The organism is Psychrobacter piscatorii, assembly GCF_001444505.1.
Taxonomy (GTDB): Bacteria; Pseudomonadota; Gammaproteobacteria; order Pseudomonadales; family Moraxellaceae; genus Psychrobacter; species Psychrobacter piscatorii_B.
The window spans coordinates 21368-35795 of the sequence record NZ_LNDJ01000064.1 but is presented as its reverse complement, the minus strand read 5'-3'; the positions used below and the strand labels follow the sequence as shown (position 1 = coordinate 35795).

General features: G+C 42.4%; 14 protein-coding genes. 6 read left to right on the top strand and 8 right to left on the bottom strand.

The features are described from left to right. The 6 genes from dnaX to AS194_RS06545 form a co-directional block, all read right to left on the bottom strand. The coding region (dnaX, locus tag AS194_RS06570; RefSeq protein ID WP_058024709.1) for a DNA polymerase III subunit gamma/tau at positions 1–1372 on the bottom strand (1372 nt) is incomplete at its 3' end. A gap of 151 nt (positions 1373–1523) precedes the next feature. After that, complete coding sequence (gene lysS / locus AS194_RS06565; protein WP_058024708.1) at positions 1524–3050, bottom strand: lysine--tRNA ligase; 1527 nt, start codon at positions 3048–3050, stop codon at positions 1524–1526. A gap of 83 nt (positions 3051–3133) precedes the next feature. Then, entirely contained in the window at positions 3134–3484 is a 351-nt protein-coding gene (locus tag AS194_RS06560) for a helix-turn-helix domain-containing protein (protein WP_058024707.1), read from the bottom strand. Next, a complete protein-coding gene (locus AS194_RS06555; protein ID WP_058024706.1) occupies positions 3474–3782 on the bottom strand; it encodes a type II toxin-antitoxin system HigB family toxin in 309 nt (102 codons plus the stop codon). The genes AS194_RS06560 and AS194_RS06555 overlap by 11 nt, the downstream gene beginning before the upstream one ends. Positions 3783–3886: 104 nt before the next feature. Continuing rightward, positions 3887–4978 carry a peptide chain release factor 1 gene (gene prfA, locus AS194_RS06550; protein ID WP_058024705.1) on the bottom strand — a complete coding sequence of 364 codons (1092 nt, stop codon included), beginning with the start codon at positions 4976–4978 and terminating at the stop codon, positions 3887–3889. A gap of 238 nt (positions 4979–5216) precedes the next feature. Then, on the bottom strand, positions 5217–6362 hold the full coding sequence (locus tag AS194_RS06545) for a beta-ketoacyl-ACP synthase III (RefSeq protein ID WP_058024704.1): 1146 nt from the start codon (positions 6360–6362) through the stop codon (positions 5217–5219). Positions 6363–6640: 278 nt separating this feature from the next. Here AS194_RS06545 and pnuC point away from each other — a divergent pair, with 278 nt between their 5' ends. From pnuC to creD, 4 genes are all read left to right on the top strand, one after another. Further along, positions 6641–7345, top strand: coding sequence for a nicotinamide riboside transporter PnuC (pnuC, locus tag AS194_RS06540; RefSeq protein ID WP_058024702.1), 705 nt, complete (start codon positions 6641–6643; stop codon positions 7343–7345). Continuing rightward, positions 7296–7910 carry an AAA family ATPase gene (locus AS194_RS06535; RefSeq protein ID WP_058024700.1) on the top strand — a complete coding sequence of 205 codons (615 nt, stop codon included), beginning with the start codon at positions 7296–7298 and terminating at the stop codon, positions 7908–7910. The genes pnuC and AS194_RS06535 overlap by 50 nt, the downstream gene beginning before the upstream one ends. Positions 7911–7967: 57 nt before the next feature. Next, complete coding sequence (locus AS194_RS06530) at positions 7968–8492, top strand: TIGR00645 family protein (protein WP_058024698.1); 525 nt, start codon at positions 7968–7970, stop codon at positions 8490–8492. A gap of 169 nt (positions 8493–8661) precedes the next feature. Continuing rightward, the gene (gene creD / locus AS194_RS06525; RefSeq protein WP_058024696.1) at positions 8662–10299 is read left to right on the top strand and encodes a cell envelope integrity protein CreD; all 1638 of its coding nucleotides are present in this window, start codon (positions 8662–8664) and stop codon (positions 10297–10299) included. A 135-nt stretch (positions 10300–10434) separates the two neighbouring features. Here creD and AS194_RS06520 read toward each other — a convergent pair whose 3' ends face one another. Next, the gene (locus AS194_RS06520) at positions 10435–11118 is read right to left on the bottom strand and encodes a DUF421 domain-containing protein (RefSeq protein ID WP_058024694.1); all 684 of its coding nucleotides are present in this window, start codon (positions 11116–11118) and stop codon (positions 10435–10437) included. 294 nt (positions 11119–11412) lie between these two features. Between AS194_RS06520 and AS194_RS06515 the strand changes: the two genes are divergently transcribed. Then, on the top strand, positions 11413–12330 hold the full coding sequence (locus AS194_RS06515; RefSeq protein ID WP_058024692.1) for a DMT family transporter: 918 nt from the start codon (positions 11413–11415) through the stop codon (positions 12328–12330). 355 nt (positions 12331–12685) lie between these two features. Here the strand turns inward: AS194_RS06515 and AS194_RS06510 are convergent, their stop codons facing one another. Continuing rightward, a complete protein-coding gene (locus AS194_RS06510) occupies positions 12686–13099 on the bottom strand; it encodes an organic hydroperoxide resistance protein (RefSeq protein ID WP_058024690.1) in 414 nt (137 codons plus the stop codon). Between the two features lie 165 nt (positions 13100–13264). On the opposite strand from AS194_RS06510, the gene AS194_RS06505 reads away from it, so the two are divergent. Beyond that, complete coding sequence (locus AS194_RS06505; protein ID WP_058024688.1) at positions 13265–14125, top strand: AraC family transcriptional regulator; 861 nt, start codon at positions 13265–13267, stop codon at positions 14123–14125. Positions 14126–14428 lie beyond the last annotated feature (303 nt).

The following is a 14428-nucleotide window of genomic DNA, read 5'->3' as shown; positions in this document are numbered from 1 at the left end:
TTGGCTCAGGCTCAACAATTGGCTCAGAGCTAGTAGCTGAGTGTGCTACGCTATCATTTTGTCCAATAGAGTCATCTATGCTGAAGCTGTCATCATAAATGGGGCTTTGTAACTCATTATGACTTTGCACTTGATAGTCAATATCGTAAGGCTGTAATGGCGCTGACGCTTCATGCGTAATAGCACTTGAAGGCGGCATCGAAGTAGTCGGCTCTATAGTTGTCGCTTCTGTAGAAGGAACCTCACTATCATAAGTGTTACTCAATACTTCATCGACTGGTAATGGACGAAACGCCAGTAATCGCAAAATGCACATCTCAAGCGCTTGCATCGGCGTACTAGCAAGTTTGACACCTTCACGTGCCTGCACAACAATCTCATAGTATAGTTGTAGCACATCAGGACTGATATGCTGGGCAAGCGTATAAATGTCTTTTGCCTGCGTCTCATTGACATTGAGAGCGACCTCAGGCAACAGTTGGGTCAATGCCAATTGATGGAGTAGCTCAGCAAGTCCATCAAACATACTCGTTGCGTCAACCATTTGCGCACGCATTTGCTCAATATGAGCCGCGACGGCAGACTTGTCGTGATTATAAATATCTGTAATCAAGCGTACTAAGTCAGCGGCGTCGATAAGACCAAGCATCGCATTGACGGTCGCATCATCAAGCGCGCCCTGGCCAAAAGCAATGGCCTGATCTGTCAGTGACAGGGCATCGCGCACAGAGCCTTTGGCAGCACTTGCTAATTGCCAAATGGCAGGCTGAGTATACCCAACCTGCTCTTGGGTTAAAATATTTGCTAGATGCTCGCTAAGTAATGTTTGTGGTAATGGACGCAATACGAACTGCAAGCAGCGCGAAATAATCGTAATCGGTAATTTTTGTGGGTCAGTGGTCGCTAGCAAAAACTTTACATGCTCAGGTGGCTCTTCTAACGTTTTGAGAAGCGCATTAAAGCTGTGGGTCGACAGCATATGCACTTCATCAATAAGATAGACCTTGTAACGGCCTTGGCTTGGCGCATAAGGAACGTTGTCAAGCAGCTCGCGCGTGTCCTCGACCTTGGTACGAGAGGCGGCATCAATCTCGATAAGATCAATAAAGCGTCCTTGATCAATCGCCACACAATTATCACAAACACCGCACGGCGTGCTAGTAATACCCGTATCACAGTTCAAGCATTTAGATAAAATACGCGCAATCGTCGTCTTACCCACACCGCGGGTACCAGTAAACAGATACGCATGATGCAAGCGATTATAATCAATCGCATTAATCAGCGCTTGCGAGACATGCGTCTGCCCAATCAACTCATGAAAGTTTTTGGGTCGGTATTTGCGAGCTAAAACTTGATATTGCTGCGACATAGCTATCCATTGTGCCAAGTAATTAATATTCTTATTTTTAATACGATTTTTCGGTATTCATTATAGCAAAAAGCCAGCGCATTCGTCTGGCTTCTTGCTGATTTGATTATGACTCAGCCGCGCTTAATAAGCGACTTTGGTTAACGACTCATTAATCATTTTTGCGGCGCATGTGTGGGAATAAAATCACATCACGGATACTGGCAGAGTCAGTAAATAGCATCACAAGGCGATCAATACCAATACCTTCACCAGCGGTTGGCGGCAGACCGTAAGACAATGCTTCGATATATTCTTCATCAAAGTGCATGGCTTCATCATCGCCTGCATCTTTTTCGGCAACCTGACCACGGAAGCGCTCAGCTTGATCCGCTGGATCATTGAGCTCGCTAAAACCATTCGCCAACTCGCGACCACCAATAAACAACTCAAAACGATCAGTAATCTCAGGATTGTCATCATTACGACGTGCCAATGGTGACGTTTCAGCTGGATATTCAGTAATAAACGTTGGTTGACGTAATTGGTGCTCAGCCGTTTCTTCGAAGATGATGGTCTTGATCTTGCCCACACCGAACACATCTTTGACCTGCTGTTTAAGGGTCACTGAGGCGTATTGTGCCAGATAGTCACGATCGTCGATACGTGACATATCAAAGTCTTTGGCATATTTTGCAATGGCGTCAGACATGGATAGACGAGCAAATGGCGCTTTTAGGCTGATGGCTTCTTCTTGATAGGTAATCTCTGTTGTACCCAAGACATCTATCGCTAGCTGATTAAACATACGCTCAGTCAAGTCCATCAAATCATGATAATCAGCATAGGCTTGATAAAACTCAATCATGGTAAATTCAGGGTTGTGTCGAGTTGAGACCCCTTCGTTACGGAAGCTACGGTTAATCTCAAATACTCGCTCAAACCCACCAACGACCAAACGCTTGAGATAAAGCTCAGGCGCGATACGCAAGTATAATGGCATATCCAAAGCATTATGATGTGTCTCAAATGGACGAGCCACCGCGCCACCTGGAATGGGATGCATCATTGGCGTTTCAACTTCCATAAAACGCTCATTCAACATAAACTGACGAATACCGCTGATGATTTGGCTACGAACCATAAAGGTATCGCGAGTCGTCTCATTGGTCATCAAATCAAGATGACGGTTGCGATAGCGCGCTTCTACATCTGCTAGGCCATGGAACTTATTTGGCATCGGACGTAGGGTCTTAGTCAACAGCGTAATCTCTTCAATATGCACATATAAATCGCCTTTACCTGAGCGACCAATATAGCCTGACACACCAACAATATCACCCAAATCCAAAGATTTGATGCTTGCACGCGTCTCCTCATCAAGCTCTTTACGTGCCACATATAATTGGATGCGACCTGTCATGTCTTGGATAACGATGAATGAGCCACGGTTTAACATGACACGGCCCGCCACATTGACCTGTGTTTTGTCACCATTCGCCGCTTTTTCTTCAATTTCTTGTTTTGACACACCATCAAAAGCCGTTTGCAAATCTTTTGCATAATGGGTGCGTTTAAAGGTGTTTGGGTACGGCTGTTTATCTGAGGCAGTGATATCATCTAGCTTGGCTTGAAGTTGCGCGATCAGTTCATTGGTGTCTTCTGGCGCTTGGGTTTGGTCTTGGTTATTTCTTGACATAAAACTCTCATAATACGATAGCCGTAAACTATCTTTAGTTAATATTTGATACTCAAAACAATAGTATCTCAAATAGAGGAGACCTAGTGAATAAGACTTTCATAAGGAATGTGCAGCCCTTCATGTAGTTTTCTTATCATTGGCAAACTCAATCGGCGTTTACGATTTAATACTTCAGATACTTTACTTGCCGATCCCAAATAAGGTGTCAAATCCTTTCTACTTAAATTTAGATTTTCCATCTGAAAAATAATAGCATCGACAGCTTCGGCATGTTCGATAGGATAATATTTGTTTTCGTAAGCTTCAATTAAGGTTACTAGCACTTCGCGCTCATCAGCCTCAGATGTACCCTCATCAGCTTGAAACACAGCTTGTAGCTGAGCAAATGCATGTGCTAGATCTTGATCATTACGAATTGGTTTAATATTCATTGACAACCTCCACATCAATTTTATCGTATTCACTATGAGTACCGATGAACTTGACCCAAGCAATACCAGCCTGATACTGCATCTCAACCACCAATCGGTATTTATTGCCTGCAATATTAAAAACGACTCTATTATTAGCGCAAATACTCGCATTCTTAAAATCGTTTTTGATATCTTGCGGTGATTGCCAACTGGCTTTTAGTGCAAAATCATGCCAAGCTTCTAGCTGACCTTTTGCATCATCATTGTTAGGCTGTTCCCAGAATTTACGTAAACTGCTTTTGGCAATAACTCTCATATGACTTAGTATATAGCATCCAATTATATTCCCAATTTGGGAATATAGCAACGCTAATCGCTATACCCCTTCTTAACCTCACTCGCATAGTTCACCGCTATGGCTTACATCTCGCCGCCGATGCTAGCCATCAAGTCAGCCTGATGCTCACGTAACAGTGCATCAAGAATCTCATCCAAGTCACCTTCCATGATAGAATCAAGCTTGTATAAGGTAAGGTTGATACGATGATCGGTCATACGGCCTTGTGGAAAATTATAGGTACGAATACGCTCTGAGCGGTCGCCACTACCGACCAAATCACGGCGTATAGAGTCCGCTACATCGACCTGCGCTTGTACTTTGGCTTGCTGGATTTTAGAGACCAGCATTTTCATCGCATGTGCACGGTTTTTGTGCTGACTACGCTCTTGCTGACACTCTACCACAGTACCCGTGGGAATATGCGTCAAACGTACGGCTGAATCAGTGGTGTTGACGTGCTGACCACCCGCGCCGCTTGAGCGAAAAGTATCCATCTTAATATCTGCAGGATTGATGTCTACCGTATCATCAATTTCAACTTCTGGCATGACCGCAACCGTACAAGCTGACGTATGCACGCGACCTTGACTTTCGGTCTCAGGGACACGCTGTACACGGTGAGCGCCAGATTCAAACTTTAAACGTCCATAGACGCTATTACCCGATACGCGAGTGATGATTTCTTTATAACCGCCGTGTTCACCTTCGTTTGCGGATAGAACTTCAACAGTCCAGCCCTGGGTTTGCGCGTATTTTTGATACATACGGAACAAATCACCAGAGAAAATCGCTGCTTCATCACCGCCCGTCCCAGCACGAATCTCCAAGAATGCTGGCACCTTATCGTTAGGATCTTTTGGTAGCATCATGACATTAAGCGCTTCTTCCATCTCTACAATGGTATCACGGGCTGTCTCAATTTCGTCGAGCATCATCTCTTTCATGTCAGGATCTGTCGCGTCAGCTAGCATCGCCTCAGCGTCGGCCTGATCCGTTTCTGCATTCAGATAGTTCTGCCATAAGGTCGTGATGTCCATCAAGTCGCTATGCTCGACAGACAATTCGCGAAATTTATTATTATCACTGATGACACTAGGATCTGATAACAAGGCGGTGACCTCTTCATAACGGTCTACCATCTGGTCTAAACGCAGGCGTAAGGATTCTTTCATAAAAGGACTTTTAATTGGATAAGAGGAATAAGCTCGTGATTATAGCAAATTTTTTGGGGTAAATTAAAACCTCTAAGCATTCTTCTCAATATTCGCAGCAATCTTGTCACTATACTCTCAAATATCTCTACTTATTCTTAAATAAAGATACTTGGTTCTGATACCAAGATTAGTAGACAAAAAAATAGCTAAGAAGACTCTTAGCTATTTTTATCGATAAAAGGTGCGTATTGAGACGTTAGACTTTACGAACCAATACTGAGCCAATAGAGTAACCGGCACCAAATGAGCAAATAACACCTAGATCACCTGACGCTAGCTCATCTTTATAGCGATGGAATACAATCATAGGGCTGGCTGAGCTGGTATTAGCAAATTCAGCAATGACGCTTGGTGCGATTGATTTGTCAGCATCTTTACCGATGACAGTGCGTAAAATCAAATCTAGCATATTGGCATTGGCTTGGTGTAGCCACATCATCTTAACATCAGAGGTCGGTATATCATTTTCTTGTAGGTGTTCAGTGATAACCTCAGACACCTTTGGACAAACTTCACGGAATACTTTGCGACCATTTTGCAAAAACAGTTTATCAGTAACTGGGGCTTTGATATCTGGATACATCTCCGTTTGCGCGGCTAGATACTCTGAGCGATCCATAAAGCCATATTCGTTTTTGATGTTGGTCGAAAACTGAGTAAATAGCTTAGCGTTTAGAATCTCATAACCCTTTGGCGTGTCTAATTCTTCAACAATAGTCGCCGTTGCTACATCACCAAAAATAAAGTGGCTGTCACGATTGCGCCAGTTTAGATGCGCGGAGGTAATCTCGACATTGACCACAGCCACACGTTTGGCAAGACCAGAAACAATAGAACCATGTGCTTGCGATAAACCAAACGTTGCAGCACTACAGGCGACGTTCATATCATAAGCGAAGCCGCCAACCATACCAATGGCATTCTGAATTTCGATGGCAACCGCAGGATACGTACGCTGGAAGTTTGAGCAAGCAAGGATGATACCATCTAGATCGTTGGCCTCAAGTCCAGCATCAGCCAATGCGTCTTTTAACGCAGCCGCGCCCATTTCTGCCATCACAGACAGCTCTTCACCTAAGTTACGATAGGCAATGACTGGTGCCATGATTTCAGGGTCTAAAATACCGTCTTTTTCCATCACATAACGTGATTTGATACCAGATACTTTTTCGATGAAAGCAGCTGAAGAAGGCTCAAGTGCCGTCATTGTCTCTGCAGCTATCTCTTCAGCATGCTTTGCATTATAATTTTCAACATACTGGTTAAATGATTCTACTAACTCTTCGTTACTAATGCTGTAAGGTGGGATATAAAGACCAGTGCCTGTGATACAAGTCGTCATGATACGCTTCCTTGTCTACTACTGTGGTGCTTGGAATAAGCATAAAAGTGGAAAATAATAGCCATTCAAATTCAGTGAATAACTGTAAACTTAAAATCAGTGTGTTTATTATGCCTGAATATTAAATTTTTTCTAATGCTTTGTTACAAATAATCTGTTTCTGGCGATAAATAAGCAAAGACTCACGTCATTCTTTGATAGCTACGTTATAATTAGCGCCATTTTGCTCTGTGTAACCACCCAAACCCATCGATACACGCTCATCTTTAGGAATACTAATGGCAGAACTTCTCAACTGGTTATTTGGTCAATATGCGGATTACTCCACGACATTTATCGTCTTAGAGTTGATTGCCGTGTTTTTTGGTGTGGCAAGTGTCTTGCTTGCCAGCAGAACCAATATCTTAGTCTTTCCAATTGGCTTAATCAGCACGGCGATATTTGTATATTTACTATGGAAATGGCAGCTGTTTGGCGATATGTTCATCAATGCTTACTATACGGTGATGAGTTTATATGGTTGGATTAACTGGTCAAAGAACAAAAAGAATCAGCCTATAGAGACTCATGAGTCAAACAACGTCCGTATTGAGCATTTGCATGCAGGCGATGTACCTATCTTGTCTGCTTTGGCAATAGCAACCATGTCTTTTGTGGCGCTGATATACTATTTCCGTCCGGTGATTAATAACGGCTTTAGCTTTGATGGTGCCGTTCTTGGTGTACATTTATTCACTTGGGTGGACTATACCGACATGCTCACTACAGCCTTGTTCCTGATGGCAATGTGGCTTATGGCAAGTCGCAAAATTGAGCATTGGATACTATGGATCATTGCTGATGCGATATCGGTACCACTATACTTTTATAAAGGCTTTACTTTTACTGCGCTACAATATGTAGTCTTCACTCTCATCGCAATCTGGGCATATTATGAATGGCAACGACGCTACCGTATACAACCTCGAGCAGCATACGCCTGAATCTGTCATTACTGTCGCGGTTTTGGGCGCAGAAAGTACGGGGAAAACAACCCTATGCCGTGATTTGGCAGCGCATTTCAATAATCTGTGGGTGTCAGAATATATGCGTACTTACTTGCAAGCGAAGTGGGATGATGAGCAGCTGACTTGTACATGGGATGACCTACTACCTATCGCACAAGGTCAGATAGCGTTAGAGAACAAACTGGCCAAACAAGTCACCCAAATGTCTAATGAAAACCGCTATTTGTTTTGTGATACCAGTCTGTTTGAGCTAATGGTCTACTCTCATTGGTATTATGGTGACTGCCCTGCCGCTCTTGAGCAAGCAGCATTGGCGCATCATTATGATTTGATACTATTGACTGAGGTTGATATACCCTGGGTGGCTGATGACCTGCGAGACAGTCCGCACCAACGTGATGAGATAAGCGCCTATTTTGCCAATCAATTAAGCAAGCACCGAAAACCGTTTCAGCGTATTAGTGGCGATAGAAGAGAACGTGTCTGGCAAGTAGTAACGCAGCTCGCTAATATAGACAACATATCGCCTGACCAGAGCTAAACTTACCTATATTTATATCTTTAAAACTTTTTTGTATTTGAAACTGAAGAGATACCCATGCTAAAGAAGTTTGAGCTTTACTTAGAAAAAACCATATTTAATAGCCGCTGGATACTGGCGCCTTTTTATCTAGGGTTGGTGTTAGGTATTATTTTATTATTTATTAAGTTTGTCCAAAAGCTATGGTATATGTTTGCTGATATTCTCATAGCTTCTGAGGCCAGTGTGATTGTAGACATACTGGTATTGGTTGATATCTCGCTGGTTGCCAGCTTATTGCTCATCATTATATTCAGTGGCTACGAGATTTTTGTCTCAAAAATCGACACTGGCACTCATGATGATCGTCCCAGCTGGATGGGCAAAGTGGACTTTTCTGGTCTAAAGCTCAAAGTCATCGGAGCGATCGTCGCTATCTCGGCGATTGATCTTCTGAAATCCTTTATGGATATCTCCAGTGGCATGAGTGAGCTTGATGCTGACAAACTCATGTGGAAAGTTGTTATTCACATGACCTTTGTGGTGTCCGGCTTGTTATTCGCTATTATGGATAAAGTGGTTGGCGACACCAAAAAGCATTAAACACATTAATAATCGAAAAATAATTATCCGAGAATATCAACTTTCACCCTTTCACACTCTTTTCATAGTTCCTGCACATTTTCTCTTTATGCCCTCTCTATGATGTTCTTTAAGGCCACAGCCTGCTATCTCGGCAGCTGTGGATTAAAGATACGTAGGAGGCGACAATATGCAAAAAACATTATTGACTAAGTTATCCATCATTGTAGGGCTTTGTGTTATTTTTTTGATCGGACTTAGTATGGTTAGTAATATCATATATGAGAGGCAATACTACGCAGAATCGGTGATAAAAGAGATTACACAGCAGCATGTCAATCCACAACAAATCATCACACCATTTATTGCCATACCTACGACAGTCACCCCAGCCTGTCAGCCAGATGCATCAGACACACCAAATACAAAGAGCAAATGCGAGTCACCATACTCGAAAATTGAGACGGTATTTGCCACTCAGACGCAGGCTGCACAAAGCCTAAAAGTGAGCACAGACACTTATAAGCGCGGTATCTATAGTGCCACTAGCTATGATGGTCAGTTGACATTCGCTCAAAGTTATACGTTTGTAGACACTTTAAAAAATATAGACAGTACCGTAACTGCAATGAGTAATGATGCAGATTCAATAACAATATCCCCTAATGCAGACAAAGCGCAGTTAGCCAAAACCATTACTCACTGGAATCAGGCAAAACTGATCATTCCTGTGTCTGATTTACGCGGTGTCGCTACCCTACCTACCGTCAAAATCAATCAAAAATCGATTGAAGCGAGCTATCCTCAGATACCAATGATAGAGAACTTGACCTATGTTGAAGTCGATATTCCTGAAGACGTATTGGCTCAATTAATAGATCCTACGAGCCAGCAGAATAAAGAGACCCTTGTTGCCACTAGCGCAATGGATAAAAATCCAGATAAATCAGAGGTAGATCATCAACCATCTAACCCCAAAGACAATCAAGCGCTCAAGATTACGATCGATTTGCTTTTATCTGGCATTAGCAATTTAACGACGGTGCCTACTGGGCAGAACTTTACTCTGTCTATGCACAGTGATTGGCAGACACCAAACTTCATCGGTAAGGCGCTACCAAACACTAAGAATATTACCGATGAAGGGTTTGATGCCAGCTGGCAAAATCAGTATCTGACCGTCGCCAACAATCAATCTCTCTCCCAATGTATCAGCACGCCTAACCATCACTACACCATCATCAATAAACCCACGCTCAATTCCGATAGCCAGTCGTACAACCCTGATTCGTTTGACTCATCGAGAGGGATGATGGCAGACAGTGCGGCGGTAGCTGGTAGTAATCAGAGTGTTCTGCTAAACAGCTTTGGCGTTAGTTTTGCAAGCCCAAATGATGTTTACCTACAGACTGAACGAGCCATGAAGTACGCTTTGCTATTAATGTTGGTATCGTTTGGTACTTTCTTTTTATTTGAAGTGCTCAAATCAAGTCGTATCCACCCTATTCAGTATTTGCTCGTCGGCTGCGCACTATTTGTCTTTTATGTTTTATTACTGCCACTTGCAGAACAAATCGCATTTTGGCAAGCCTATATCGTAGCGGCCAGTGCTTGTGTCGGGCTTATTGGCTGGTATAGCTACTATGTATTTGGCGGTTTCAAACGGGCAGTAATCTTTACCGCAACACTTGCTGGACTATACGCTGCCTTTTTCGGTATTTTAAGTACAGAAGATCTCAATCTATTACTGGGTGCGATATTCTGCTTTGTGATACTTGCCTGCGTGATGGTGATGACTCGCAAACTTGACTGGTATAAAGTGACATAAATGATGAGAGCCGTGCGTTATATAAAGCCAGTCAGACAAACTGTCAGCAAATGAAAGGTTTTTATCTAATAATTTGAAAAAAGGCACTTGGCTGCCTTAGCTTATCAACTGAGCTAAGGCAGCCTAATAGGTATGCTATTTGACTATACGATTGTTTAACGCTTTAGCCCAGTTATTGCAATTATCCTTGCAGCGCGGGCAACACTGATTGGGCTCAGAGATTTCATCAACATAACCGCAATACATACAAGCATAATAAACCCCTGCTTCTACTTGCTCGACCGGTCGATATTGCTTAGGAAACAGCGGCATGCCGTAAACTGTATTTTCAGAGGAATGCAATAAAATACTAAAGTTGCCGTCTGTCTCAAGCAAACCGATGCGCACTTGACCCAAATGCTCAACGCCCTGTTGACGCATTTCAGCAAAAAACTCATCGTGAGACATTTTGCCTTTCTTAATTTTATCTAGTACCAGCATGCTATCTTCTACGATATAAAGTGACTTGCCTTCCAATAAGTCTTCAAAAGGCTGCCATTCCATCATAACCCACGTACAGATTCGGTAAAGAACAATGACTGAACCCATGATTAGTACGGCTTGAATAATCGGCAAATCCTCAGTAAACATAGGGTCACCCGCGATAGAGCCAAGTGATAGGATAATGGTCAGCTCAAAGATAGAAAGCTGACGAACGCCGCGCTTGCCAGTGAAGCGCAAGAACGTGATAATTAATACAAACATGACGGTGACACGTATTAAGATTTCAACGGCAAACGACCAAGTTGTGTCATGAATAAAAATACTTGCCCAATCCATATTCTCATTTCCAATTTATTTATCTGATTTATTGTGTTTAATGAATGATGTTCTAATAGTTCGTTTGATGCGAAGCACATCATCCCTATTTTCAGACCTTATCGTCAATACAACTATCGTTATTCTCATTTAAGAAAGACTTTTTGTCACAAGTACGACAAAATATTCTGTCTTGTGAGACGGCAATTGTTTTTGCTGAAAAATAAGCCATCATGACAGTAATACATCCACACCCAAAACTGAAATCCTATGTTTGCCTGTTTTATGCTCCCTTATTCATTGTAGGAATTATTTTTGAAAGCCACTGTTTATACTATTATTGCGTTAATAGCGTTTGCCGCAAACTCCTTATTTTGCCGAATGGCGTTGGCAGGAGACTATATAGATGCTTGGAGTTTTACGGTCATTCGTCTGCTCAGTGCGGCTGTTTGCTTAGTGTTTATTATGACGATTCACGCCTACAAACTACAGCGTCAAGTACTCGCCTCTGACAAGCCTTCTATTGATGCTATCTTAAATGACAAAGGCAGTTGGCTTAGTAGTGTCAGCCTGGTCGTTTACGCGTTATGTTTTTCGATTGCCTATGTAGAGCTTGATACTGGTACAGGTGCTTTAATTTTGTCTTCGGCCGTTCAGATTACGATGATTGGCTGGGGTATCTACAAAAAAGAACAGCTCAGTGCACTACAATGGTTGGCATTTATCGTCGCAGTAGCAGGATTTGTGTATTTGATGTTGCCATCAGCGGCCGTTCCATCACCCAACGCTGCAGCATTGATGGCACTGAGCGGTGCGGCTTGGGGAGTATACAGCATACGCGGTAAATCATGCATCTCACCGCTACGAGCGACAGGGTTTAACTTTGTGCGGAGTTTGGTGGCCGTTCCGATATTGTTACTGGTGGGCCTAATGTATTTGGATGAAATAGGTTTAAAAAACATCAGCTTAGAAAGCATTACCAGCGAAGGGATATTGCTCGCCTGTGCGTCAGGAGCGATCGCATCAGGGCTGGGTTACAGTATTTGGTATACGGCGATGCCATTGTTAAAAACCACACAAGCGGCGATCGTTCAGCTGTGTGTGCCTGTGATTGCGGCTGTACTAGGCGTGATATTTTTATCTGAGCAGCTAACGTTACCATTTATCATTGCCAGTGCAGTTATTTTAGGCGCAGTCTTGGTGTTTACGTTAAATAAAAAAGTGCCAGCCTAGGGCGTGTCCCTATTTTAAAAATGGTGATAAAAATAAGATAAATCACAGACAAATAAGGATAATAGTACAGACAATATCGAGACATTGACCAGCTATTTGATACTATTTGTCAAAGATTGAGCCATTTTTAGCTTATTTAGTGATAAATGCTTGAACTAGGGACACGCCTTAGTGAGGATATTACTTATGATGCTCTATCACTAGCTCGGCTAATGACAAAAAGTTCGCGCTATTAATCTATTCTACTAGATAGCATAAAACCGCCCTGATTTATAAAAATCGGGGCAGTTTTGTGTAAGCTATCATATTGAGTTAATGATTCGCTTGCTACCAGTAAAAGCAAAGCTAAAAGCCTTTAGATAACGGTAACTTCTAAGCGGGCATCTACATTGCCACGAGTGGCATTAGAATATGGGCACACCTGATGTGTGGCTTCGATCAACTGTTGTGCTTGCGCTTCATCAATACCTGATACTTCGACATGCAATTCTATATCCAAGTTGTAGCTACCATCTGCTTTCATACCGATGCCAACTTGCGCAGAAGTTTTAGAAGCGGTGACAGGCAGTTTCATTTGCTGCGCAACCATGCTCAAAGCGCTATCAAAACAAGCGGCATAACCCATAGCAAAAAGCTGCTCTGGATTCACACCTTCTTTATCTTGTTCTTGAAAAGACACCAAATCAAACCCCAATGAACCATCATCTAATCCAGTATGACCAGAACGTCCACCAGTGGCTGTCGCACGAGTTTTATAAAATATTTTCATAGTTTATGCTTCCTTATCTATATTATTAGAGGTCGTACTTACGCTGTTGTGATAAGACTATTATAGAATCGCTGGCAGTTATCCGTTAGAACAGACCTCTATAACTCTTGCCTAATTCTATAAATTTTTATACTATCAGTCAGTCTTAAAAAACAAGCTATCCTCATGAATCAAGAAACCATAGACCGACTTCTTAATATACTGCCTAGGAATCAAACCCTCGAATCTGCTGTCGCAGGGCTATTTTTTTACTGTGCCGATAAACCAAGCAAAGCTGTTAGCTATATCCAAGAGCCAAGCATTTGTATTGTCTTGCAAGGTGAGCGTGAGATTTATTTAGGAGCAGACTGCCAAAGATTCAATGATAGCCACTTGATGTTTTGTCCTGTCAATATTCCGCTGAGCATGCATATAAAACATGCCTCAGCAGAGAGTCCTGTCATCGTCTTATCCATGAAATTAAATCTCGCCATGATTAGAGAGATATTGGCACAAATACCCTCTAAAACACCCACAGCAAATGGTCATTTAGGCATAAAGTGGCCGTTAGATGAGGCGATAATGGCGGCATTTGATCGATTGATACGCTTGCTTGATTATCCAAACGATATTGAATTTTTGGCGTCACTGATTCAACAAGAAATATATTATCGACTACTCTCAGCGGAACAAGGTAACAAGCTTAGACAGTTGGTCGTTGATGGTAGCCATACACACCGTATTTCCCAAGCCACTGACTGGATCAAGTTGCATTTAAATGAGCCTATCATGATAGAGGGTCTAGCCAGTAGATGCGGCATGAGTGTCTCAGGGTTTCACCAGCACTTCAAAGAAATCACCCAGTTGAGTCCACTACAGTATCAAAAAAGCTTAAGATTGATGGAAGCAAAACGATTGATTAAAATACATGGGCAAGGAGCACAAATATCGCAAATAGCCATGCAAGTTGGCTATGAAAGCCCCAGTCAATTTAGCCGAGAATACAAGCGGCTGTTTGGAGTCAGTCCGAGCAGTGAGCTGATGTAATAACTGTCTCACCATTGATACCTATAGCGGCAGGATTTTATTATCGTTGTGATGGTAACTCTAGGACTTATCGATTTTGGCATAACAGACTCAATGTCAGGCCTACCTCGCTTACCTTGGTCAACTTCAAGCACTTATCAACGTGAGGTGGGTGACGCCTTTAGAGCAAAACTATCCCTATAGCGTACTTACAGAACGATTCAATGAATTGATCATTTATCTATTACTACAGATTATTGATTAACTATTCTTCTAACCCTTTCTAGCGCTATCCTCTTGTGGATACAAGAGCTCATCTGAGTA

What these genes read in the sequence shown, in the direction of transcription:
- lysS (WP_058024708.1), bottom strand. Translation starts at nt 3,050, where the DNA reads ATGTCAAGAAATAACCAAGACCAAACCCAAGCGCCAGAAGACACCAAT.
- AS194_RS06560 (WP_058024707.1), bottom strand. Translation starts at nt 3,484, where the DNA reads ATGAATATTAAACCAATTCGTAATGATCAAGATCTAGCACATGCATTT.
- AS194_RS06555 (WP_058024706.1), bottom strand. Translation starts at nt 3,782, where the DNA reads ATGAGAGTTATTGCCAAAAGCAGTTTACGTAAATTCTGGGAACAGCCT.
- prfA (WP_058024705.1), bottom strand. Translation starts at nt 4,978, where the DNA reads ATGAAAGAATCCTTACGCCTGCGTTTAGACCAGATGGTAGACCGTTAT.
- AS194_RS06545 (WP_058024704.1), bottom strand. Translation starts at nt 6,362, where the DNA reads ATGACGACTTGTATCACAGGCACTGGTCTTTATATCCCACCTTACAGC.
- pnuC (WP_058024702.1), top strand. Translation starts at nt 6,641, where the DNA reads ATGGCAGAACTTCTCAACTGGTTATTTGGTCAATATGCGGATTACTCC.
- AS194_RS06535 (WP_058024700.1), top strand. Translation starts at nt 7,296, where the DNA reads ATGAATGGCAACGACGCTACCGTATACAACCTCGAGCAGCATACGCCT.
- AS194_RS06530 (WP_058024698.1), top strand. Translation starts at nt 7,968, where the DNA reads ATGCTAAAGAAGTTTGAGCTTTACTTAGAAAAAACCATATTTAATAGC.
- creD (WP_058024696.1), top strand. Translation starts at nt 8,662, where the DNA reads ATGCAAAAAACATTATTGACTAAGTTATCCATCATTGTAGGGCTTTGT.
- AS194_RS06520 (WP_058024694.1), bottom strand. Translation starts at nt 11,118, where the DNA reads ATGGATTGGGCAAGTATTTTTATTCATGACACAACTTGGTCGTTTGCC.
- AS194_RS06510 (WP_058024690.1), bottom strand. Translation starts at nt 13,099, where the DNA reads ATGAAAATATTTTATAAAACTCGTGCGACAGCCACTGGTGGACGTTCT.
- AS194_RS06505 (WP_058024688.1), top strand. Translation starts at nt 13,265, where the DNA reads ATGAATCAAGAAACCATAGACCGACTTCTTAATATACTGCCTAGGAAT.